Here is a 23451-nt window from a genome sequence, read left to right as displayed (position 1 = left end):
CATCCCAAAAGGATGGCTATTTTTTTATATATTCGCTGTTATAACACTTGGTTATGCTGAGAATAACCTTATAATACATCTTGATTGTTAACTAGATTTTATAAAACGTAGCAAGGCAAATTAAATGCAAGAAAGCGTGATGAAAGCGTGGTGGGATTCCTCGCACATGGCAGGTGCCAACGCTGCCTATGTTGAAGAGTTGTATGAAGCCTATTTAGAAGACCCTCAAAGTGTCTCTGAAACTTGGCGGCAAATCTTCGATAACCTTCCTAAAGTCGATGGCGTAGAGTTAGAAACTAATCATACAGCAATTAAAAATCAGTTTAGGCAACTTGCTGCGTTAGGGCCGACGGCCCGTATGTCTAGTCCATCAGTGCCTTCAGCAAATGTTTCTGATGATAGGCAAGTTAAAGTTCTCCAATTAATTAATGCTTTCCGCTTCCGTGGTCATCAGAATGCGAATCTAGATCCGCTAGGTCTATGGAAACAAGAACGCGTTCGCGATATAGAGCTTTCTCACCACAGCCTTTCTGAGCAAGATTTTGATTCAGTGTTCAACGTTGGCTCCTACGCCATCGGCAAAGACGCTATGTCTTTAGGTGAGTTGTTCAAGTCGCTTAACCGAACGTATTGCGGTTCAATCGGTGCTGAGTATATGCATATCACCGATACCGACCAAAAGCGTTGGTTACAACAAAAGATTGAGTCTGTACAGGCTAAACCTGAAATCTCTCGTGATGAGAAGCTAAGCATTTTAAAAGGTTTGACTGCTGCTGATGGCATGGAAAAGTATTTGGGTTCTAAATTCCCAGGTGCAAAGCGTTTCTCTCTAGAAGGTGGCGACGCACTTATTCCAATGCTTAAAGGGTTAATTACCAAAGCGGGCACTGCGGGTACCAAAGAAGTGGTTATCGGCATGGCTCACCGTGGCCGTCTGAATGTACTAGTTAACGTGTTGGGTAAAAACCCTTCTGTTCTATTTGATGAATTTTCAGGTAAGCACGACGACTCACTCGGTGCAGGTGACGTTAAATATCACGCAGGTTTCTCTTCTGATTTTGCAACGCCTGGTGGCAATGTTCACTTGGCACTAGCATTTAACCCGTCTCACCTTGAAATTGTTAACCCAGTAGTAATGGGTTCTGTACGTGCACGTCTTGCTCGCCGCAACAACGACACCAATACAGTACTTCCAATTACTATTCACGGTGACTCGGCAATTGCTGGTCAGGGTGTAGTTCAAGAAACCTTCAACATGTCGCAGACTCGTGGTTTTGCTGTGGGTGGTACAGTTCGAATCGTGGTAAACAACCAAGTGGGTTTCACTACGTCGAAAACTGAAGATACGCGTTCTACACAATACTGTACAGACATTGCCAAAATGGTACAGGCGCCAATTTTCCACGTGAACTCAGACGATCCAGAAGCGGTTGCCTTTGTTACACAGCTTGCGCTTGAATACCGTAATAAGTTTAAGAAAGACGTTGTAATTGACCTAGTTTGTTACCGTCGTCATGGTCACAACGAAGCGGATGAGCCAAACGCTACGCAGCCGTTGATGTACCAAAAAATTAAGAAGCACCCGGTTCCACGTGTTCTTTATGCTGACCAGTTAATAGCTGAAGGTGTAATTGAGCAACGAGACGCAGATCGCTATCTTGAAGAATACCGTGAAGCACTCGACCACGGCGCGTGCGTTGTTGAAGAGTGGCGTCCAATGACAGAGCACAGCGTTGACTGGTCTCCATATCTTGGTCACGACTGGGATACGCCTTACGATGGTTCGCTTTCAGTTGAGAAGCTTAAAGAGCTGGGTGAGTCAATCACTACTATTCCTGAAGAGCACAAGCTTCAGTCTCGCGTAAACAAGCTTTACCAAGACCGCAAAGCGATGGTCGCGGGTGAAAAGCTACTTGATTGGGGTATGGCAGAGAACTTAGCTTATGCCACTATCGTAGATGCCGGCGAAGATATTCGTATTACAGGTCAAGACTCTGGCCGTGGTACTTTCTTCCACCGTCACGCGGTATTGCACAATCAAAAAGACGCATCGACGTATATGCCACTACAGCATATTCGCGAAGGTCAGGGTGAAATTGAAATTTATGACTCTGTGCTTTCGGAAGAAGCAGTTATGGCATTTGAGTATGGTTATGCGACAGCAGAGCCTACATGTCTGACTATTTGGGAAGCCCAGTTTGGTGACTTCGCTAACGGTGCGCAGGTAGTATTCGACCAGTTCTTAAGTTCAGGTGAAGCTAAGTGGGGCCGTTTATGTGGTCTAACCGTTTTACTTCCGCATGGGTATGAGGGCCAAGGCCCAGAGCATAGTTCTGCGCGTCTTGAGCGATTCTTGCAAATGTGTGCTGACCACAACTGGCAAGTGTGTGTACCTTCAACACCTGCTCAGGTTTACAACATGCTTAGACGCCAAGTCGTTCGCCCAATGCGTAAGCCGCTGATTGTAATGTCACCTAAGTCACTATTACGTCATCCAATGGCAGTATCTTCGTTAGAGGAACTTGCGGAAGGTAAATTCCATAACGTCATTGGTGAAATTGACAATATCGATCCGAAGAACGTTAAGCGTGTTGTTATGTGTTCAGGTAAGGTTTACTACGATTTGTTAGACCAGCGCCGTAAAAATGAGCAAACAGACGTTGCAATCATTCGTTTAGAGCAACTTTACCCATTCCCACAAGAAGAATGCGCTAAAGTTGTGGCACAATACAGCCATGTAAAAGATTGGGTTTGGTGTCAAGAAGAGCCTCAAAACCAAGGCGCTTGGTACTGTAGCCAACACCATTTCTGGCAAGCAATTCCAGATGGTGCAAAATTAACATATGCAGGCCGTGATGCATCCTCGTCACCTGCAGTAGGTTATGTATCCGTTCACAACCAGCAACAGAAAGCCCTGGTTGAAAACGCACTCACAATTAAATAAGGAACAGTAATGACAATTGAGATAAAAGTTCCGGTTCTACCTGAGTCAGTTGCCGATGCCACCATTGCAACCTGGCACGTAAAGGCCGGTGACGCAGTTAAACGAGACCAGAACCTGGTTGATATTGAAACTGATAAAGTGGTTTTAGAAGTTGTGGCGCCAGCGGACGGTACAATTGGTGAGATCCTAAACGAAGAGGGTGCAACTGTTTTAGGCGAGCAAGTTATTGCTAAACTAGAAAAGGGTGGTGCTGCTGCACCAGCTGAAGCTAAAACAGAAAGCAATGCGAAAGACGATTCTAAATCAGGTGCGGCTCCAGCGGCTTCTGGAAAAACATCTGATGTTAAAGTACCAGTACTTCCAGAGTCTGTAGCTGACGCGACAATCGCAACGTGGCATGTGGCTGTGGGTGAAGCAGTTTCTCGTGACCAAAACTTGGTTGATATCGAAACTGACAAAGTAGTACTTGAAGTTGTAGCTCCTACAGACGGTTCACTAGCTGAAATCATTGCAGAAGAAGGTGCGACTGTTACAGCTGAAGAAGTTATTGCGAAGTTTGTAGAAGGTGCGGCAAGCGGTGCTTCTGCTCCAGCAGCATCTAGCGAAAACGATGACAGTGAAGACAGCAGCGATGCGCTTAGTCCGTCTGTACGTCGTCTACTTGCTGAAAAAGGCGTAGACGCAGCTAAAGTGAAAGGTACGGGCAAAAATGGCCGTATCACTAAAGAAGACGTAGAAAAGTACCTTAAAGGCGGCGATAGCTCAGCTAAGGCAGCGCCTGCTGCAGCTGAAGCACAAGTGGCAGATTTACCAACGGGTAACCGTACTGAGAAGCGTGTTCCAATGACGCGTCTTCGTAAGACTATTGCGAATCGCCTACTTGAAGCGAAGAACTCTACAGCAATGCTAACTACGTTTAACGAAGTAAACATGAAGCCTATCATGGACCTTCGTAAACAGTATCAAGAGAGCTTCGAAAAACGTCACGGCATTCGTTTAGGCTTTATGTCGTTCTACGTTAAAGCAGTTACTGAAGCACTTAAGCGCTTCCCAGAAGTTAACGCGTCAATCGACGGTGATGACATTGTTTATCACAACTATTTCGATGTATCGATTGCCGTGTCTACACCTCGTGGCCTTGTGACACCAGTACTTAAAGATACTGACACACTAGGTATGGCTGGTGTTGAAAAAGGAATTAAAGAACTAGCACTTAAAGGTCGTGACGGTAAGTTGTCATTGGCTGAATTACAAGGTGGTAACTTCACAATCACCAACGGTGGTGTGTTTGGTTCACTAATGTCTACACCAATCATTAACCCGCCACAAAGCGCAATTCTTGGTATGCACAAGATCCAAGACCGCCCAATGGCAGTTAATGGTAAAGTAGAAATTCTACCAATGATGTACCTAGCGCTTTCTTATGACCACCGTATTATCGATGGTAAAGAATCAGTAGGGTTCTTGGTAACCGTTAAAGAGATGTTAGAAGATCCAACACGTCTACTACTAGACGTATAAGACTTTCGTCTCACGGAATTGTGGTTGGGCGCTTTGCTTGTGTTATCTTGTTTAGCGCCTAACGCAACGCTGATATTTACCCTATAATATCAGTCTAAATAATCAAGTCGCATTTGCGGCTTTTGTCTTACTAAAAATCGGATAGAAACACCATGAATTTGCATGAATACCAAGGTAAGCAGCTATTCAAAGAATACGGCTTGCCTGTTTCTGAAGGATACGCAGCAGACACTGCTCAAGGTGCTGTAGAAGCGGCTGACCGCATCGGCGGTGAAGAGTGGGTAGTTAAGTGTCAGGTACACGCGGGCGGTCGCGGTAAAGCTGGCGGTGTAAAGCTAGTTAAAAACAAAGACGACATTCGCGCTTTCGCTGAAAACTGGCTTGGCAAAAATTTGGTGACTTTCCAGACTGACGAAAACGGTCAGCCTGTGAGCAAAATCCTTGTAGAATCTTGCACAGATATCGCTAACGAGCTTTACCTTGGTGCAGTAGTTGACCGTACAACCCGTCGCGTTGTATTTATGGCATCTACTGAAGGTGGCGTTGAGATTGAAACTGTTGCAGAAGAAACACCAGAGAAAATCCTTAAAGCTGAAATCGACCCAATTGTTGGTCCTCAGCCTTATCAAGCGCGTGAAATGGCGTTCGCTCTAGGTCTTTCTGGCGTACAAATCAAGCAATTCACTCAAATCTTCCTTGGCCTAGCTAAGATGTTTGAAGAGCTTGATGTTGCGCTTATCGAAATCAACCCGCTAGTTATCAAAACTGACGGTAACCTACACTGCCTTGACGCAAAAGTAGGTATCGATGGTAACGCACTATATCGTCAGCCTAAGCTGAAAGATATGCAAGATCCTTCACAAGAAGACGCGCGTGAAGCTCACGCAGCTCAGTGGGAATTAAACTACGTAGCACTAGACGGTAACGTAGGTTGTATGGTTAACGGTGCTGGCCTTGCAATGGGTACTATGGACATCGTAAACCTACACGGTGGTAAGCCAGCTAACTTCCTAGATGTTGGTGGCGGCGCAACTAAAGAGCGTGTAGCTGAAGCATTCAAAATCATCCTTTCTGATGACAATGTTAAAGCGGTATTGGTTAACATCTTCGGTGGTATCGTTCGCTGTGACATGATTGCAGAAGGTATCATTGGTGCGGTTAAAGAAGTTGGCGTAGAAGTACCGGTAGTTGTACGTCTTGAAGGAACCAATGCAGAGCTTGGCCGTGAAGTTCTAGCGAACTCTGGTCTAGATATCATTGCTGCTGAATCGCTAACTGATGCAGCGCAGAAAGTTGTTGCTGCAGCGGAGGGCAAATAATGTCTGTATTAATTAATAAAGATACTAAAGTAATTTGTCAGGGTTTCACTGGCGGTCAGGGTACTTTCCACTCTGAGCAAGCAATTGCTTACGGTACGCAAATGGTTGGTGGTGTAACACCAGGTAAAGGCGGTACCGAGCACCTAGGTCTTCCAGTATTTAATACTGTACGTGAAGCGGTAGAAGCAACTGGCGCAACTGCAACAGTTATCTACGTACCTGCACCTTTCTGTAAAGATTCAATCGTTGAAGCTGCAGATGCGGGTATCGAGCTAATCGTATGTATCACTGAAGGTATTCCAACGCTAGACATGCTTTACGTTAAAGAATACGTAGAAGCGAAAGGCGTTCGCATGATTGGTCCAAACTGCCCAGGTGTAATCACTCCTGGAGAGTGTAAAATTGGTATCATGCCTGGTCACATCCACAAGCCTGGTAAAGTTGGTATTGTTTCTCGCTCTGGTACGCTTACGTACGAAGCGGTTAAACAAACTACTGACGAAGGTTTTGGCCAGTCTACTTGTGTTGGTATCGGTGGTGACCCAATTCCTGGTTCAAACTTCATCGACATCCTTCAGATGTTCCAAGACGATCCACAAACTGAAGCTATCGTAATGATCGGTGAGATCGGTGGTACTGCAGAAGAAGAAGCGGCTGCGTTCATTAAAGAGAACGTAACTAAGCCAGTTGTTTCTTACATTGCTGGTGTTACTGCTCCTCCGGGCAAGCGTATGGGTCACGCTGGTGCAATCATCGCAGGCGGTAAAGGTACTGCTGACGAGAAATTCAAAGCACTAGAAGACGCAGGCGTTAAGACTGTACGTTCACTTGCTGAAATCGGCAAGGCGCTTCGCGAAACTACAGGTTGGTAAGCTAACGCTTATTAATATGTTTGAAAGCCCGCTTTAAGCGGGCTTTTTTATACCTGTATTTAAACGTGCGTTGCTTTAAAGTGCTTGCAAACGTATTCACCTTGTTAACGTTGCGTTTATAAGTACTCTATTTTTACCAACCGAATAACATAAAGATATTTTTATGAAAAAAACTGCGTTAGCGTGTTTCGCTTCCTTATTGTCATGCTCATCTATAGCTGATGAATACCTGACTTTTTTTATGGCAGGGCAATCCAATATGGACGGCTATGGATACGTTTCTGAACTGCCAAACGATTTAGCAAAAGAACAAGACGTGATGATTTTTCATGGAAATGGGGTTTTCGACAATCAGGACAACGGCGGTGTAGGGAAGTGGGATAAACTTCAACCGGGCCACGGTACAGGTTTTAAATCGGATGGAAAGACCAATACGCTTTCAGAGCGATTCGGAGCTGAATTAACCTTTGCCAAAGCAATACAGCAGCAGTATCCAGACAAAAAAATTGCCATTATAAAGTATGCGGTTGGTGGCACAGGCCTTGCGCTTAATACAGGTTACAGTAACTGGAACCCGAATTTTTCAGAGGGTAGCGGCCTCAATCAGTACGATTTTGCATTAAAGACAATTAACAACGCCTATGCAGTTAACGATATCGATGGCGATGGCAAGCCAGACTCGTTAAAACCTATGGGTATTATTTGGATGCAGGGTGAAGCCGATGCGCACGCAAGCGAAGTGTCAGCCAATGCGTACCTTACCAATTTAACAACTATGATGAATTTGTTTCGTGCTGCACTTAGGGTAGATGATCTGCCTGTTGTTATCGGCAAAATTACCGATTCTGAAATGGGCGAAGAAGATATTATGCCCTACATTGAACGAGTGCACCTTGCTCAGCAATTATTTGTCGAGTCAGACAGTTGCGCCAGCTATATGTCTAATTCTGATAATTATACTTATGGTGATGATCCTTGGCACTATACGAGTGAAAGCTTTTTACAAATGGGGAAGGACTTCGGAGTTTCTTATCAAAAGGCTGCAAATCAACGCGGTATGAAAGGTGAATAGTATGTCAACTGTTACGACGTTATCGCTTTTTCTCGTTGCGTTATTAAGCCTGTTCGCACCATCTGTTAGCTCGGCTTCAGAGAATGGGGTACCCTATCAAAACGAATGGCTAGAATCCCACTATCAACACCGGTTAGCGCTTTTCAAGACACAACCGTTAAATCCGGGGGACATTGTATTCGTTGGTGATAGCCTTACTGAATTGGGTGCAAACTGGGCTGTCCGGTTCGAGAATGTGAAAGTTCGTAATAGAGGAATACGTGGTGACACCACCTATGGTGTTTTAGCGAGATTGGATGAGTTAAAACAACGGAATCCATCAGCTATTTTTCTCTTGATCGGTATAAATGATATTTTCAATATTGTTTATGAAAATCAAATTGAGAAGCTATCGGATACTGCAAAAAATATTCATAACATAGCTAAGCAGTTGAAGTCGTCTCTTCCCAACACAAAAATTTACATACTTAGCCTTCTCCCTGATCACCGGGATTTTATTTCAGTATTGGCAAAAGAAGTAAACAAACAGCTATCTGACCAGAGCGATGCTAACTTCACTTTTATAAATCTGCATGATTTGTTTGCTGTCGATGGGATGATGAACCCCAAACTAACAACTGACGGAACCCATTTAAATGAATCAGGTTACCAAGTTTGGAGGAATGCAATTATGCCTTATTTGGATGATTTAAAATGATTGTGCGTACCTTAATCTTCCTCTCATTAACTTTATGTATTCATCAATTAAAAGCTGAAGTTAGTTATCCAGATGGAAATAAAAAAGCAGTAATATTTAGCTTCGATGATGGACTGGAACAAGACACGAGATTAGTCGAGCTATTTAATAAATATAATCTTGTAGGAACGTTTAATTTAAGCTCCGGATTATTTGACCAAAAAGCACTTTGGTTGAATGATTTTATTGGAAAGCCCAGTCATTATGTCGGTCGAGATCAAGTTGCTTCTCTTTATAAAAATCACGAAGTCGCTAGTCACGGTTATACCCATCCTGTACTTCCAAATCTCAATCGGTGTAACGCGAAGAACCAGGTTGAGAGAGATAAGGCGTTGTTATCTGAAATTGTATCTTATGCAATAACGTCTTTTGCATACCCACTGGGTGCTTATAATGACACTACTATTGAACTTATTAAAGCTGCCGGTTTTTCTAATGCCCGAACAGTGAGAAGCACTAATAGTTTTTCATTGCCAAATAGCCTGTTTGAGTGGCATCCGTCTGTTCACCACAGTAAAGCGTTATCGCTTGCCAAAGAGTATGTTGAATTGCAAAAGGATGAGCTCACTGTTTTTGTAGTGTGGGGACACTCTTGGGAGTTTGACCAAAACTTGCCAGAAAATAATTGGGACTATTTCGAGTCTGTTCTACAGGAGCTGGCTGGTAGTGAAGATATTTGGTTTACCACAGCAGGAGAGTTTGCTCAGTTTTACACTACCATACGTTGACTTGTAGCCTAGCTATCGTATTACTTTTACTAACACTTTTGTAACCTTCCTTTCAGCGTTTATCAAAAAATGTTACTAGACGTTTATGTAATAAAATTTCATTAATTCTTGTTTTTAGCGGGTTTAAGCATTTATTTTGTAAATTTAATTCAATTTTAAATGTTGGGTTGTTAAAACTGTGTTGCATAAATTTTATTGAATACGTATGCAGGCAATTGTGCAAACCCTAGCTCGTCTATAGCATTGTCCCCGTGAGATGTATTGTCATTTATTTGTCATAAGAACAACAAAAAGACAACAACTATAACTGTATGGGACACCCGTTTTATGAAACAATTTAAACCCAACTTAATAAAAGCTGCGCTTATCTCTGGTGGTATGGCGTTTGGTAGTGCGCCGGCACTAGCACAGGAAGCAGATACCGATGCTGTTGATGAAGCCAGTCTTGAAGTTATTCAAGTTAGCGGTATTCGTGGCAGTCTGCAGCGTGCACAAGCAATCAAAATGGATAACACGTCAATTGTAGAAGCGTTATCTGCTGAAGACATAGGTAAACTTCCAGACACAAGTATTGCTGAGTCAATCGCTCGTCTTCCTGGTCTAGCTGGTGAACGCCGTAACGGTCGTACTAGCGGTATCTCTGTTCGTGGTTTCAACGAAAACTATGTAGGTACTACACTGAACGGTCGCGAGCTATTAGGTATGGGTGATAACCGTGGTGTGGAATTTGACCTTTACCCTACGGAAATTGTTTCAAATATCTTAGTTTATAAAACTCCTGAAGCCGGCCTAATGACTCAGGGCATTGGTGGTACTGTTGATATTCAAACTGTCAGTCCACTAAGCGCGCAAAAAACGGTAACAATCAACGGTACGTATGAAGCAAACCAAGAAGAGGCGGGTAACCCTGATTTTGATAATGAAGGTCATCGTCTATCTTTTAACTACGTAGATCAATTCGCTGACGATAAGCTTGGTGTGGCGTTAGTTATTGCCGATATGGAATCACCTCGTCAAGAACAGTACTTCCGTGGTTGGGGTTATGCGACTGCAAACCCCGACAATGCAGCAGAAGGTGTTGAAGTACCTGAGGGAACAGTAATACTTGGTGGTCACGATTCCTTTACTCGTTCAGCAATGTTAGAGCGCACATCAGTTGCTGGGGTGATTGAATACGCACCCACTGACAATTTGAAAATTCAATTCGATGCGCTATACATTGATTTTGAAGAAAATGATGCACGCCGCGGTGTTGAAGAAGGTGGCGCTGAATGGGGCACAGGCGCTTACACAATCACTGGTGTTGAAGATGGTCTAGTAACCTCTGGTTACTATGATGGCTTCTTATCTGTAATTCGTAACGACTCTCGTCAACAAGAAGCTGAGCTTACTACCTTTGGTCTAAACGTTGAATATACAATCAATGATAACTGGACAGCAACGTTAGACGTATCTATGGGTGAAGTGGACAAAACTATCACTGATATCGAAAGTTACTCAGGTGTAGGTCGTGCAGGTATCGATGGTCGTCCTCTTACTCCACGCGCATGGACAATGACATCTACTGGTGCGGTTTACAGCGACCATCCTACTTTAGACAGTGTCGATTTAGCAGACCCTAACTCAATCTACCTAGCTGGTCCGCAAGCCTGGGGTGGTTCACTAACTCCAGTAGAGCGCTTCCAGGGCGTAGAAGGTTTTGGACCTAATACAGCACAGGATGGTTTTGTTAACGAACCTATTTTTGAAGAGTCACTTGATGCTGTTCGTCTTGACCTTGAGGGTTTTGTTGAATGGGGTATCTTCACTAAGTTAACTGCCGGTGTTAACTATCAAGAGCGCGAAAAGTCTAAAGATAATAACGGTGCTTACCTAACGTCGCCACAATGGCCAAACCAAGAACTGGTTCCAAACCCTATTGGTACAGCGGATTTAAGCCACATTGGTATCGATGGCGTAATTGCATACGATGGTCTTGGTTTGTATAGAAGCGGTTATTACATAGAGACAGAAGCAGAACTATTTGAAAATGGTCGCTTTGGTGACTCTTACACCATCTCTGAAGATATTCTAACTGCATATGCAAAATTAGACATTGAAACTGAAATTGGTGATGTACTGGTATTTGGTAATCTTGGGCTACAGGTTGTTAATGTTGACCAAGCAGGTACAGGTTTTAACACCACTACTGGTCCAACAGGATTCACTGCGGTCACTCCAGTATCGGATGGCGACTCTTACACTGACGTATTGCCAACATTGAACTTGAGCTTCGAAATTGCTGAGAACCAGTTTATTCGTACAGCTTTAGGGAAGGTGATTAGCCGTCCTCGTATGGATGATATGCGTCCGAACAACACAGTAAGCTTTACTTTTAACGACCAGCAAATCATTTCAACAAATGTTGCTAATGGCCCATGGTCTGCAAGCGCGGGTAATGCACGTCTTAGACCGCTTGAAGCAAACCAGTTTGATATTGCTTACGAAAATTACTTCGCGGACTCAGGTTACTTCGCCGCTAGCTTCTTCTATAAAGATCTGACTAACTGGCACGTAGCTGGACAAACTGTTGGCGATTTTAGTGAGTCTTACATTGAAGGTTTCCACGAGACGTCTGGTGAAACTGACATCAATGGTGATGAGGTACTTGATGAAAACGATATCGTACCACCAGGTACATTTAACGGAATTGTAAGCTTCCGTGAAGATGGACTAGAAGGTTTTGTTCGAGGCTGGGAGCTGCAGGGTAGTCTGCCGTTTGACATGATCCACGATTCACTTGAAGGTTTTGGTGTATTCGCTAGTGCGACCTTCCTTGACGGTGAATTAGAGAATGGTGAAGCGGTACCAGGTTTATCTGAAGAGACCTACTCACTAACCGCCTTCTATGAAAGCAATGGTTTTGAAATTCGTGTATCTGGAACTAAACGTGATGCGTTTGCTACTGAGACCCGTGCAATCAGCCTTTCTCTAGCACCTATTGAAGATAACGGTGTTAAGCAGATAGACGCACAGATTGGCTACGACTTCAGTGAGTCTGGCATTGAATATCTTGAAGGGCTTCGCGTTACGCTTCAAGGCCAGAACCTGACTGACGAGCCTACTGTTCGTGTTAATCCGGGCGACAGTCGTCAAATTACTGAGTACCAGAGCTACGGACGTAACTTCCTACTTGGTTTTAACTACGCTTTCTAAGTGGTTGTTGAAACAGCGCTTGTTATATGCGAGCGCTTAAACGAGTAACATTAAACAAGCCCCAATTCACGTAATGTATTGGGGCTTTTTGTTGTATAGCACTAGATGTCATGATATTTAGAGATGATAGTAATGTGGGCACAAAAAAATGCTGACGGCAGAAATATGATGAACAAAGCGGTAAAAAATGTAGTTATTGTAGGTGGTGGCACGGCAGGTTGGATTTCAGCAGCGGTAATTAAGCGTCTTATCGGTGCGGGCGTAAACGTAACCTTAGTTGAGTCTGAAGAGATCGGAACCGTCGGTGTTGGCGAAGCAACTATTCCGCCTATCATTACCCTTAACAACGTGATGGGTATCGACGAAAAAGAGTTCTTACGCGAAACAAACGCCACCATGAAGTTGGCGATTAAGTTTGAAAACTGGCGGGTAGAAGGGGAAAGCTATTTCCACACTTTTGGCGCCCCGGGTAAAAGCTACGCTTTTTGTCATTTTCATCATTATTTCAAACGCGCTCAAGAGTTAGGGCTATCTGACTCGATATGGGAATACGATCTAAACTACCTTGCCTGTAAAGCGGGTAAATTTGCCCATATCAAATCTCCCGACCCAATTATAGAAATGCCGTATGCCTATCATTTTGATGCGTCGCTGTATGCTCGATTCCTTCGTAAGAAATGTGAGGCGATGGGCGTTACTCGCAAAGAAGGCATTATTACTGATGTTAAACAGGATGCAGACAGCGGCTTTATTACCGGGGTGACGCTTAAAGACGGTGCTCATATCGAAGGCGACTTGTTTATTGACTGTTCAGGGTTTAAAGGGCTACTTACGCAGCAAACACTGAATACCGGCTACGAGGATTGGTCGCATTGGTTACCTTGCGACCGGGCAGTAGCTATGCCTTCAGAGCGCCACGAACATACCCGTCCTTATACTCGTTCGATTGCACACTCTGCAGGTTGGCAATGGCGTATTCCGCTTCAGCACCGCAATGGTAATGGCTTAGTATACAGCAGTAATTATTTTTCTGACGAGCAAGCACTAGACATACTGTCAAGTAACCTAGATACCAAACCACTCGCCGATCCTAATTTTATCCGCTTTAAAACAGGGCGAAGACGCAAGCAGTGGAATAAGAATGTGGTGGCCGTTGGGCTTTCTAGCGGATTTTTAGAGCCCCTCGAGTCAACGAGTATTCATCTTATTCAGTCTGCAGTAGTTCGACTAATCCATTTATTCCCACACGAAGGGATTAAGCAATATCAGATAGATGAGTATAACAAGCAGTCTCAGCTTGAATACGAACAAATACGTGATTTCATTATTTTGCACTATCACGTTAATGAAAGAACTGACTCGCATTTCTGGAAGGATTTACGAGAAATGGATGTGCCAGACAGCTTAACGCATAAAATAGAGCTATTTAGAGAGTCAGGAAACTTGTTCAGAGAGCAAAATGATTTATTCCTAGAAAGCTCATGGTTGCAAGTACTCATGGGGCAGGGGGTGAAGCAAAAAGACTACCATCCACTTGCCAATGCATTGTCTGAACAAAAGCTGGAAGAGTTGATGCAAAATATTAAACGTATTAAGAATGAACCCATCGGAAAAATTGCTACTCATGATGAGTTCTTGAAGCAGTTTTGTGCTTAGTCGTTTAACATGAATAGACCAATGAACATTGTGATTGCCGGGGGCGGAACTGCCGGCTGGATGGCGGCTAATTATTTTGCACATAAATGGCCCTCGGACAAGGTTAAAGTCACCCTTGTTGAGTCTCCCGATATAGGCATTATTGGTGTAGGTGAGGGTTCCACACCGACATTAAAACGCTTCTTTGAAGAGCTAAAAATTAAAGAAAGTGATTGGATGCCTAAGTGTAATGCAACCTACAAAGTAAGCATTCAGTTTAAAGACTGGAGCCCTAGTTCGGGGGTTAAACAGTATCGCCATCCTTTTATCTCTCAAACAGACACCTTTACCCAGCGTGCTTTTGAAGTTAACTGCCGCACTCGAAGGCTAGGTCTTGATAGTCACGTCAACCCAGAAGATTTTTTGTTAAATGGTGTGTTGGCAAAACAAAATAAGGCGCCTCTTACGCCTGAAAATTTTCCATTTAGAATGGAATATGGCTACCATTTTGACAGCGCATTGCTGGGCAACTATTTGCGTGATGTTGCGGTTGAAAAGAGCGTTACCCACGTTAATGCCGTAATCAGCGACGTGGCACTTCATGCTAACAGAGATATCAGCCATTTAGTAACAGATAGAGGCAATATTGAAGGAGACTTTTTCGTTGATTGTACAGGATTCTCTTCAACCCTATTACAGCAGGCTTTAGGCGTTAAATTCAATTCCTATTCTGATAACTTGTTCAACGATTCTGCAGTAGTTTTACCCACACATGCACAAGAGAATATTCAAGTAGAAACTCAGTCTACAGCACTTTCTAACGGTTGGTGTTGGTCAATACCGTTACAGAGCCGCACAGGTAATGGCTACGTTTACAGTGCTGCTCATTTATCGAAGGATAAGGCCGAAGAAGAATTGCGACATCACCTAGGTCTTGAAAACAGCGATATTGAAGCCAGACACCTTAAAATGAAAGTAGGGCAAGTTGAGCAGCACTGGCAAAACAACTGTTTGGCATTAGGGCTATCTCAAGGGTTTATAGAGCCGCTTGAAGCAACGGCGCTTCACCTTGTGCAGATTTGCATCGAGTATTTCACAGATATGTTTGAAAAGGGTGGTTTCTCTAACAGCGAGAGAACCACGTATAATGCATTTGCCAAAGCGCGTTTTGATAGAGTGCGAGACTATATTGTGGCGCACTATAAACTTAATACAAGAAACGATTCTGACTACTGGCGTGACAATAGAAACAATATGGTGTTGTCTGGCTCCCTAAAATCGATCATTACCACTTGGTTTAATCGCGAAGATCTAGCGAATGAAATCGAGCGGCAGAATATAGGTATGCACTGGGACTCAATATCATGGCATTGCTTATTTGCTGGTTATGGTGCATTTCCGGCACTTGCACAAAATCAGCCTGGTCGAGGGGATTTGTATAAAGAGCAAAATGTTGAGCGCTTTATTCAAGGCTGCGCGTTGAATTTCGAACATCATAATGTTGTACTTCGAACACAGCAACACGGTGAGTAAGAACCCCGAGAGCTAGGGATGGCTTTCAATAATGTTATAATTTCCCATAAGTAACTGGCCTAATCTGCTGACATCCCTCCTGCAAAAGTTATATAAAACAATCACTTCTGAACTTTGTTTAAATAATGCTTCATAAATGTAAATGAATACGTATGCATAGCGTTGCTCTCTTTTTATACAAACCAGTAGTATTTGGTGTTGAAGCATAAAACCAGTCCGCATAGATAATTACCCACTCGCCCTGCCAGAACCTTCTGAGTGAGCACTTATCTATGCGGATTGGTATAAAAGGCATTTTTGGGTGTGGTAGTCCTAAAAATGTCGATAATAAACAAGGATGGGACACCAATGAAAACATTCAAACCCAGCACTATAATGGCGGCCTTGATCAGTAGTGGGGTCGCGTTTAGTGCGCTACCGCTCTATGCTCAAGAGTCACCTGACACTCCCGAAGATAAAGTTGAACGTCCACAAGAAGATACCTTAGAGCGTATCGAAGTACGTGGTTTCAGTACCAGCTTAATTCAATCACTCAATCAAAAACGTTTCTCTGACACGGTTTCTGAGCAAATATCTGCAGATGACCTTGGCGGGCTTCCCGACGTATCTATGGCAGATGCTTTGACCCGTTTGCCAGGTATTTCGGCAGTGCGTACCGGCGGACAAGCTGCTCAGATAAATATTCGCGGTTTATCAGGCGACTTTGTTTTTTCAACGTTAAACGGTAGAGAGCAGGTATCCACCAGCGGAAGTCGCGCTATTGAATTTGACCAATATCCGTCTGAGCTTATTAGCGAGGCAGCGGTTTATAAATCTCCCAAGGCATCGCTTATTGAAGGCGGCATTGCGGGTACGGTAGAACTAAAAACAGCATCACCTCTGGCCATTGAAGAGCAACATAAGTTCAGCGCCAACATGCGTGGTATGTATAACGATAGAGCATCCGAAATAAGCGATGCTACAGAATACGGTCATAGACTAAGCTTTTCTTATCAAGGCAAGTTCCTAGACGATACCTTGGGCGTATCATTGGGTTATGCACGTCTATTTCAGCCAAGCGTTTCTACGCAGTTCATCGGTTTAGCGTATAACGGTCAGGTAGATGTTGATGGCCTGGAAGGGGATACCGACGGCCCGGCAGATTGTCCAAACTGTGAACTCATTTCAGAAGGTTTTGAGATGCAGCACAAGGGCGGTGAAGAAACGCGCGATGGCTACGTTGCAGCGTTTGAATGGGCGCCTATCGATACGTTTACGCTAAAAGCTGATGCCTTCATTTCAAAATTTGATTCTGAAGCTTTTGCTCGGGGATTTCGCGTTAAGTTAGGCGGTATTAACGCGGGTATTACTAACCCGGTTGTAGTTAACAACAGCGTCGTTGGCGGTACTTTTTCTCGTACAGACAATAGCTTCACCCGAGTTGAACTGGTAAACGACGACAATCAAGATTTCGACAGTGTTACAAACTTGGGTGTTAATGCTAGTTGGGAAATATCTCCAGATTTATCGGTTCAGTTTGACGTATCTCGCTCAAGTGCTGAAAGTGACTTTAGAAACGGCTTGTTATGGTCGCTTGTAGGCGAAGATGCGACAGCTGCGAACCCAGTGTTTGACGAAAACGTTCAAATATCCTATTTGCTGAACGGGTTGAATCTGCCTGATATTGGCTTTAACCAAACTGATGCCTTTACTGATTTAGACCGGGTCATGGTGAGTAAGTACGGTATCTATCCATTTGAAAATAAAGATGAGCTAGATGCATACCGTGTCGACTTCCAGTATTACGTAGACGTACCCATTATTTCTGGATTTGAATTTGGCTATCGTTATTCAGATCGGGAATACAACAATGATCGCTCTGTCTTTGAATACGGTAATGACAGTGCCTTTTCGGTCAGTGAACCACCACTTCGTTTAACGTCAGATATGGTTGAACAAGTTGATTGGAGTGGTGACTTTGGATATTTCCCAAGCTATTTATCAGTCGACTTAAACAGCGCGCTCAATGCCTGGTTCCCAGAGGGTAGACCGCAGCCTGTTCAAACATGGGGGCCAGGGGCTGCTGGCGTCATTAATGGCCCAGGTACAGGCCCGGCTACAGCGTGGACACTACAAGAAAGCGGTGATGTATTTGAAACCGTAAACTCGGCTTACTTAATGGCAAATATTAATACCGAAATTGGCAGTATACCTGTTACAGGTAATATCGGTGTTAGATACGTTAAAAGTAAACAAAGCTCAACTACACTACAGCGTGCTACCCAGCTAATTCAAGACTTAGAAACGGGTACGTCGGTTGAAGTAAGCGACCCAACCGCAGGCGCGCAAAACATTACAGATGACGTAGGGCTCATCAATAATTTTTATCGTCCAGCGTTAATCAGCCACGAGTATTCAGATGTACTGCCGTCTATTAACTTAAACTTCAAACTTACTGATGATACTCAACTTCGAGTGGCAGCTGCAAAGGTTATGGGGAGAGCACCAATTAACCGTTTTGCGGCAAATGCGTCTACGACTATTGAAACGGTCACCGCTTTTCAAGATAGAGATTCAGGTGAAATTACCCTTTCAAACCCTACTGCAAGGGTCAGTGGTAACGCCCGTAATAGTCCGTACTTAGAGCCTTTTTACGCTACACAGTACGATGTGTCATGGGAATATTACTTCTCTGATACAGAAGGTGCTTTAGTTGTAGCGGGTTTCTATAAAGACATTGAGTCGTTTGTAGAAGACATTGAAATAGAGCCTTATGACTTTGAAGCAAACGGCATAGTCATTCCAGACAACGTAAGTGTTCCAGTCTACTTAACCCCAGAATTTACTGGGCAAGAAGCCGAACTAGCACGGGATGAAAACGGCGACCCTATCTTTGTGACAGTGCCTACAGAAAATGGTAGCTATAGCACGGCAGTAAATAACGCAGAAGGTGGTTACATTCGAGGACTAGAAGTCGCTTACACGCAAATTTACAGCATGCTACCTGGGTTATGGTCAGGGTTAGGTGTTAGCGCTAGCTACTCTTATACGGAAAGCGAAATCCAGCGCACCCTTGGCGATGGCGTTTACGCTGCAAATTTACCAGGGCTTTCTGAAAATGTAGCCACATTAACCGTTTTCTGGGAATACGAAGGCTTCGAAACCCGCCTGTCTAGTCGCTATCGGGATGCTTTCGTTTCTCAGCAAGTAGCGGTAAACGATCAGGTCGTAAATTTCGATGAAGAGCTGGTTATTGATTACCAAGCCTCTTATGAGATTAACGACAATTGGAGCCTACTGTTTCAAGTAAACAACGTAACTGACGAGCCTACAAAAAGCTATTTCGCATCTGAAGAGCAAACCGGCACCATTCAGTACTTTGGCACCCAATATTACCTAGGGATGACCTACCAACTATGAAAAACAACATCTTAGGTCATTTATTTGGCGACCCACATAAACATTTGGTTGCTAAAAATAGCAAAATTATTCAGGAGAATTCTATGTTTACTAAAAAGAGAGTAGTGCGCGCAGCGTTACTTTTAGTAGGCGCTTATACACTTGCAGGATGCGGAGGCTCTGGCGTTGAGTCGGGCACAAACGATTTGCTTACCTGTGAAGTGCCCAATGTTCCAAACGCAGCAGGAACGGCCTGCGAGCCGCCACCGCCTATTCAATGCGATGCGCCGTTAGTGCCGAACGAGGCAAACGATGCCTGTGAAGCGGGCGCGGATCCAAGTTTACCGGCACCTGTATTCACCCCCTCATCTAATCAAGCTGTGCTTTACTATAACCGCGCTGCAGTGGATGCGGATAACTCAAGTAACGACGCTGCGTATGAAGGGTGGAGGCTACATACCTGGAACAATGACCAGTGTGATGCTTATGCTGACGCAGACACGGATTGGGCGAACGGTCGTATTCATAGCGGCATAGATCCTAACTATGGTGCGTACTGGATCTTAGACCTTAAAGACGATTACGGAAGCTGTCATAACTTTATCATACACAAAGGTACCGATGACGCCGGTAAAGAAATGGGGGGAGGTGATTTCCAAGGCTCACTTGTTCAAGACGACGAAACCTTTGTACGCATGAATTTTACCCTTTCTGGTGAACCAACGATCTTTGAATTTCCAATTATGTCCCTTGGTCCACAGCCGGTTGATATAGAAGGCTTTGGTGCTCATTGGTTAGACGCCAACACTATTTTATGGGACGTACCCGAAACTGTATCAGAGGTAAAGCTTCACTATTCAGCGCAGGCTGATTTAGAGAGCACCTTGGAAGAGGGTATCAATGGTACTGAAGTAGCGCTAATAGGTACAACACTTACCGAAGAGCAATCTGCTCGTGCACCGCATTTAAATTCAATGCAAGCATGGGAAGGTGACTGGTCAGTAGAAGATGCAAAAACGGTATTGACCACACAAGCGGTAGTTGGTGGATATGATGCTGATGGTTCCCTTGTAGCAGCGACCGGTATTCAATTGGCAAACGCAATTGATGCGCTTTACACCATGGGTGAAGAAGATGCTGACGAAGCACAGCTAGGTGGCATTTACACAGACGCAGGTATTACCGCTGCACTGTGGGCGCCTACCGCTTCAAATGTCGACCTTTTGCTTTATAACGATGATAAAACGTTGAGTCAGCGTATAGATATGCTGCGTGATGACGCGTCAGGCGTATGGCGCTATGAAGGCGATATGTCGCTAGACCGTCAGCTTTATCGCTATGAGGTTACGGTATATCACCCTATTACAGGTAACGTAGAAACGCTGCTTGTAACAGACCCATATTCTGTATCGCTTAGCACAAACGGGCGTTTTTCACGCTTTGTAAACCTTGCCGATGAAGATTTAAAACCTGAGGGGTGGGATACTCACACCATTCCTACGGTAGAAAATTATGAAGACGCGGTTATTTATGAAGGTCACATACGTGATTTCAGCGTACGCGATATGTCTACATCTGAAGAAAATCGTGGCAAATACCTTGCCTTTACTGAAGAGGGAACGGCACCGGTTGAGCACCTTAAAAAGTTGGTAGACGCAGGGCTAACCTATTTCCATATCCTTCCGACCAATGACATTGCAACCATTGACGAAGACCCAACCAACACAGTTGACTTGTACGATACCGTGGGAAAACTTTGTCGCTTAAATAGCAGTGCTGCGGTATGTGAAGAAGAAAGCTCGGACGCATTGTTGATTGACGTATACAACGCTTACGACCCGTTATCACAAGCGGGTAAAGCTCAGCAGTTGACTAATGACTTACGCAATCTGGATACGTTCAACTGGGGGTACGATCCTCATCACTTTAATGCACCTGAAGGTAGCTATGCATCTAGTGCCGAAGGTGTTGAGCGTATTGTAGAAATGCGCGCTATGATCCAAGCGCTTCATGAAATGGGCCTGCGTGTTGCACTTGATGTGGTTTATAACCATACCAATGCATCTGGTGTTTTCAGTAAGTCTGTTCTAGACAAAGCTGTACCAGGATATTACCACCGTTACGAAGTGGACACTGGGGCGATAGTGCGCGAAACCTGCTGCGATGACACAGAGCCACGTAACGTCATGATGGAAAAATTCATGGAAGACTCGTTGCTAATGTGGGCTGAACACTATAAGTATGACTCGTTCCGTTTTGACATCATGAGCCAAGCGACCAAGGATACCATGGTACGCCTTCGTGATGCTGTTCAAGCTATTGATGAAGACAACTACTTCTATGGCGAGGGTTGGACCAAAATAGACCGCGGTTATGAGCAAGCCAGCCAGCTAAATATGGCCGGTACTGAAATTGGTACTTATAACGATCGCATTCGTGAAGCCATTCGTCAGGGCGCTATATTCAGACCCGAAGATGATGGGCTGTTAAGTGCTCAAGACCGTGTAAAAATGGGCATGATTGGAACGCTTAAAGACTATGTATTGGAAACTTCTTCGGGCAGTGCCGGTGCAACGAGTAACTTGGGCGGCTATGCAGAAGACCCGGCAGACATCATTAACTATGTGTCTAAACACGATAATGAAACCTTGTGGGACCAATTAAATTACACGCTTCCACAGGACATCACGCTAGAGCAGCGAGTTCGCGCACAAAACGTGGCAATGGGTATAAACCTAGTGTCTCAGGGTATTCCATTTTTACAGATGGGCGGCGACATGCTTCGCTCTAAGTCAATGGACAGAAATACCTACGACTCGGGTGATTGGTTTAACTATGTAGATTTCACGTACGAGACTAATAACTGGAATGTGGGTTTACCGTTAGCACAAGACAATGAAGCCCGTTGGGAAGAAATGGGGGAGTTCATTTATAACCCGAATCGAGCAGCGTCTATGGCTGATATTATGTTTGCCTCTGATGTGTTTGCAGAATTGCTCAACATTCGAATGACGAGCCCATTGTTTAGGTTAACCACTGCAGAAGAGATTATCGACCGTATTGGGTTTCACAATATCGGCGCACGCCAACAGCGTGGTCTTATCGCTATGAGTATCGACGATGGTGTATCAGCTAACAGCGAAGTACCTCGTCAAGACTTAGATATGATGAACGATGCGGTGATGGTACTCGTTAACACGGGTTACGAAGAGAAATCTATCACTGTAAATACAGCAACCGGCTTTTCACTTCACGCTACACAAATGAACTCAGTTGATGCAGCGGTGCGCGGAGCAAGCTTTGTTGAGGGTGAAGACGGTAACGGTACCTTTACCGTACCTGCACTTACTATTGCCGTGTTTGTTAAGCCACAGTCTGGCGCTCAAGGTTATGGTCTATCAGCGTTTGCCACGTCTGGTGCACCTGACGTTGTGCCTTACGGCGATACCCTTGCTTACCTTCGTGGAGACATGAACGGTTGGTCAACGGATGATGCATTTACCTACCAAGGCGACGGTGTATATACGGCTACCGCTTCACTTGAAGGTGGCGTAACTTATGGGTTTAAGTTTGCCTCTGAAGATTGGAGTACCGTGAATTTTGGTGCTGCCGATGGTGAAGAAGGGTTGGTGATCGCAGGTGAAGAGAAAGTACTTGCACGTACTAACACTAACTTGTCGTTTACCCCTGATATCAGTGCAACATACCTGTTTACCATTGATGCATCAGACAGCGAAGCGCCTATTCTGATGGTTGAAAACGAAGAGCCCTACGTTGGAACGCCTGTGTATCTTCGTGGTGCAATGAATGGATGGGGGACAGACGAGGAGTTCTCTTACCAAGGTGGGCGTATCTATACCTTTGCTCGAGATATTGAGCCTGGCACTTACGAGTTTAAAGTGGCGTCTGAAGATTGGAGTACCGTGAACTTTGGTGCTTTGTCCGCCGACGATGCCGATCGCAACTTAGTGCCAGGTCAAACTCTCGGGTTGGCTGCGACTAACGATAACCTTGTTCTAAATATTGAAACTGCTGACCGCTATGTGTTCGTGTTCAACGTAACTGATATAGACGCGCCTACCATCGGTGTGTTCAAAGAAGCGTTTTGGGGTGATACTCAAGTCTACATCCGTGGTGGCATGAACGGATGGGGCGCAGCAGATATGTTTGAATATCAAGGAGAAGGTGTCTACACAGCTAACATTGAGTTAAGCGCAGGCAGCATCGAATTTAAAGTTGCCTCTGAAGATTGGTCGACGGTAAACCTGGGTAATCCTAATGATGCCGCGAGTAACGCTGTCACGCCTGGCGAGCCTAAAATACTTGGAGCAAGTAATAACAACCTTATGATTGAAATAGCTGAATCTGGTTTGTATGAGTTTAAGGTTGCCGGCCCCGATGGTAATGCGCCCATGTTAACTGTAGTGATGAAATAAATTCTCATCAACGAGCCCAATTAACGTTTAGACGTTAATATTTAAAAAACCGCGACTTTGTTCGCGGTTTTTTCTTCTTGGC

General features: G+C 44.4%; 12 protein-coding genes. All 12 read left to right on the top strand.

The window, feature by feature from the left end; all coding sequences use genetic code 11:
• The first annotated feature begins 124 nt into the window (after positions 1-124).
• Positions 125-2944, top strand: coding sequence for a 2-oxoglutarate dehydrogenase E1 component (gene sucA, locus ACXAFM_RS18285; protein WP_474835716.1), 2820 nt, complete (start codon positions 125-127; stop codon positions 2942-2944).
• A 9-nt stretch (positions 2945-2953) separates the two neighbouring features.
• Positions 2954-4465, top strand: coding sequence for a 2-oxoglutarate dehydrogenase complex dihydrolipoyllysine-residue succinyltransferase (gene odhB / locus ACXAFM_RS18280; RefSeq protein WP_474835714.1), 1512 nt, complete (start codon positions 2954-2956; stop codon positions 4463-4465).
• Positions 4466-4617: 152 nt separating this feature from the next.
• Positions 4618-5784, top strand: coding sequence for an ADP-forming succinate--CoA ligase subunit beta (gene sucC / locus ACXAFM_RS18275; protein WP_012518365.1), 1167 nt, complete (start codon positions 4618-4620; stop codon positions 5782-5784).
• Positions 5784-6656 (top strand): succinate--CoA ligase subunit alpha, encoded by an 873-nt coding sequence (gene sucD, locus ACXAFM_RS18270; RefSeq protein ID WP_025255209.1) that lies wholly within the window; start codon positions 5784-5786, stop codon positions 6654-6656. Before sucC ends, sucD begins: the two co-directional genes overlap by 1 nt.
• A gap of 163 nt (positions 6657-6819) precedes the next feature.
• Positions 6820-7728, top strand: coding sequence for a sialate O-acetylesterase (locus ACXAFM_RS18265; protein WP_474835712.1), 909 nt, complete (start codon positions 6820-6822; stop codon positions 7726-7728).
• A gap of 1 nt (position 7729) precedes the next feature.
• Entirely contained in the window at positions 7730-8425 is a 696-nt protein-coding gene (locus ACXAFM_RS18260; RefSeq protein ID WP_474835710.1) for a GDSL-type esterase/lipase family protein, read from the top strand.
• The gene (locus tag ACXAFM_RS18255) at positions 8422-9192 is read left to right on the top strand and encodes a polysaccharide deacetylase family protein (protein ID WP_474835708.1); all 771 of its coding nucleotides are present in this window, start codon (positions 8422-8424) and stop codon (positions 9190-9192) included. The genes ACXAFM_RS18260 and ACXAFM_RS18255 overlap by 4 nt, the downstream gene beginning before the upstream one ends.
• Before the next feature lie 327 nt (positions 9193-9519).
• Positions 9520-12387, top strand: a complete 2868-nt coding sequence (locus ACXAFM_RS18250) for a TonB-dependent receptor (protein ID WP_474835707.1) — start codon at positions 9520-9522, stop codon at positions 12385-12387.
• A 168-nt stretch (positions 12388-12555) separates the two neighbouring features.
• Complete coding sequence (locus ACXAFM_RS18245) at positions 12556-14043, top strand: tryptophan halogenase family protein (RefSeq protein ID WP_474835859.1); 1488 nt, start codon at positions 12556-12558, stop codon at positions 14041-14043.
• Positions 14044-14052: 9 nt separating this feature from the next.
• Positions 14053-15555, top strand: coding sequence for a tryptophan halogenase family protein (locus tag ACXAFM_RS18240; RefSeq protein WP_474835705.1), 1503 nt, complete (start codon positions 14053-14055; stop codon positions 15553-15555).
• A gap of 348 nt (positions 15556-15903) precedes the next feature.
• On the top strand, positions 15904-18954 hold the full coding sequence (locus tag ACXAFM_RS18235) for a TonB-dependent receptor (RefSeq protein WP_474835703.1): 3051 nt from the start codon (positions 15904-15906) through the stop codon (positions 18952-18954).
• Positions 18955-19037: 83 nt separating this feature from the next.
• Positions 19038-23369 (top strand): alpha-1,6-glucosidase domain-containing protein, encoded by a 4332-nt coding sequence (locus ACXAFM_RS18230; protein ID WP_474835857.1) that lies wholly within the window; start codon positions 19038-19040, stop codon positions 23367-23369.
• The last annotated feature ends 82 nt before the right edge of the window (positions 23370-23451 follow it).

It is taken from the genome of Alteromonas sp. ABD4_190, from assembly GCF_056160105.1.
Note: the sequence above shows the minus strand (reverse complement) of the source record. Positions and strands in the feature narration are given on the sequence as shown.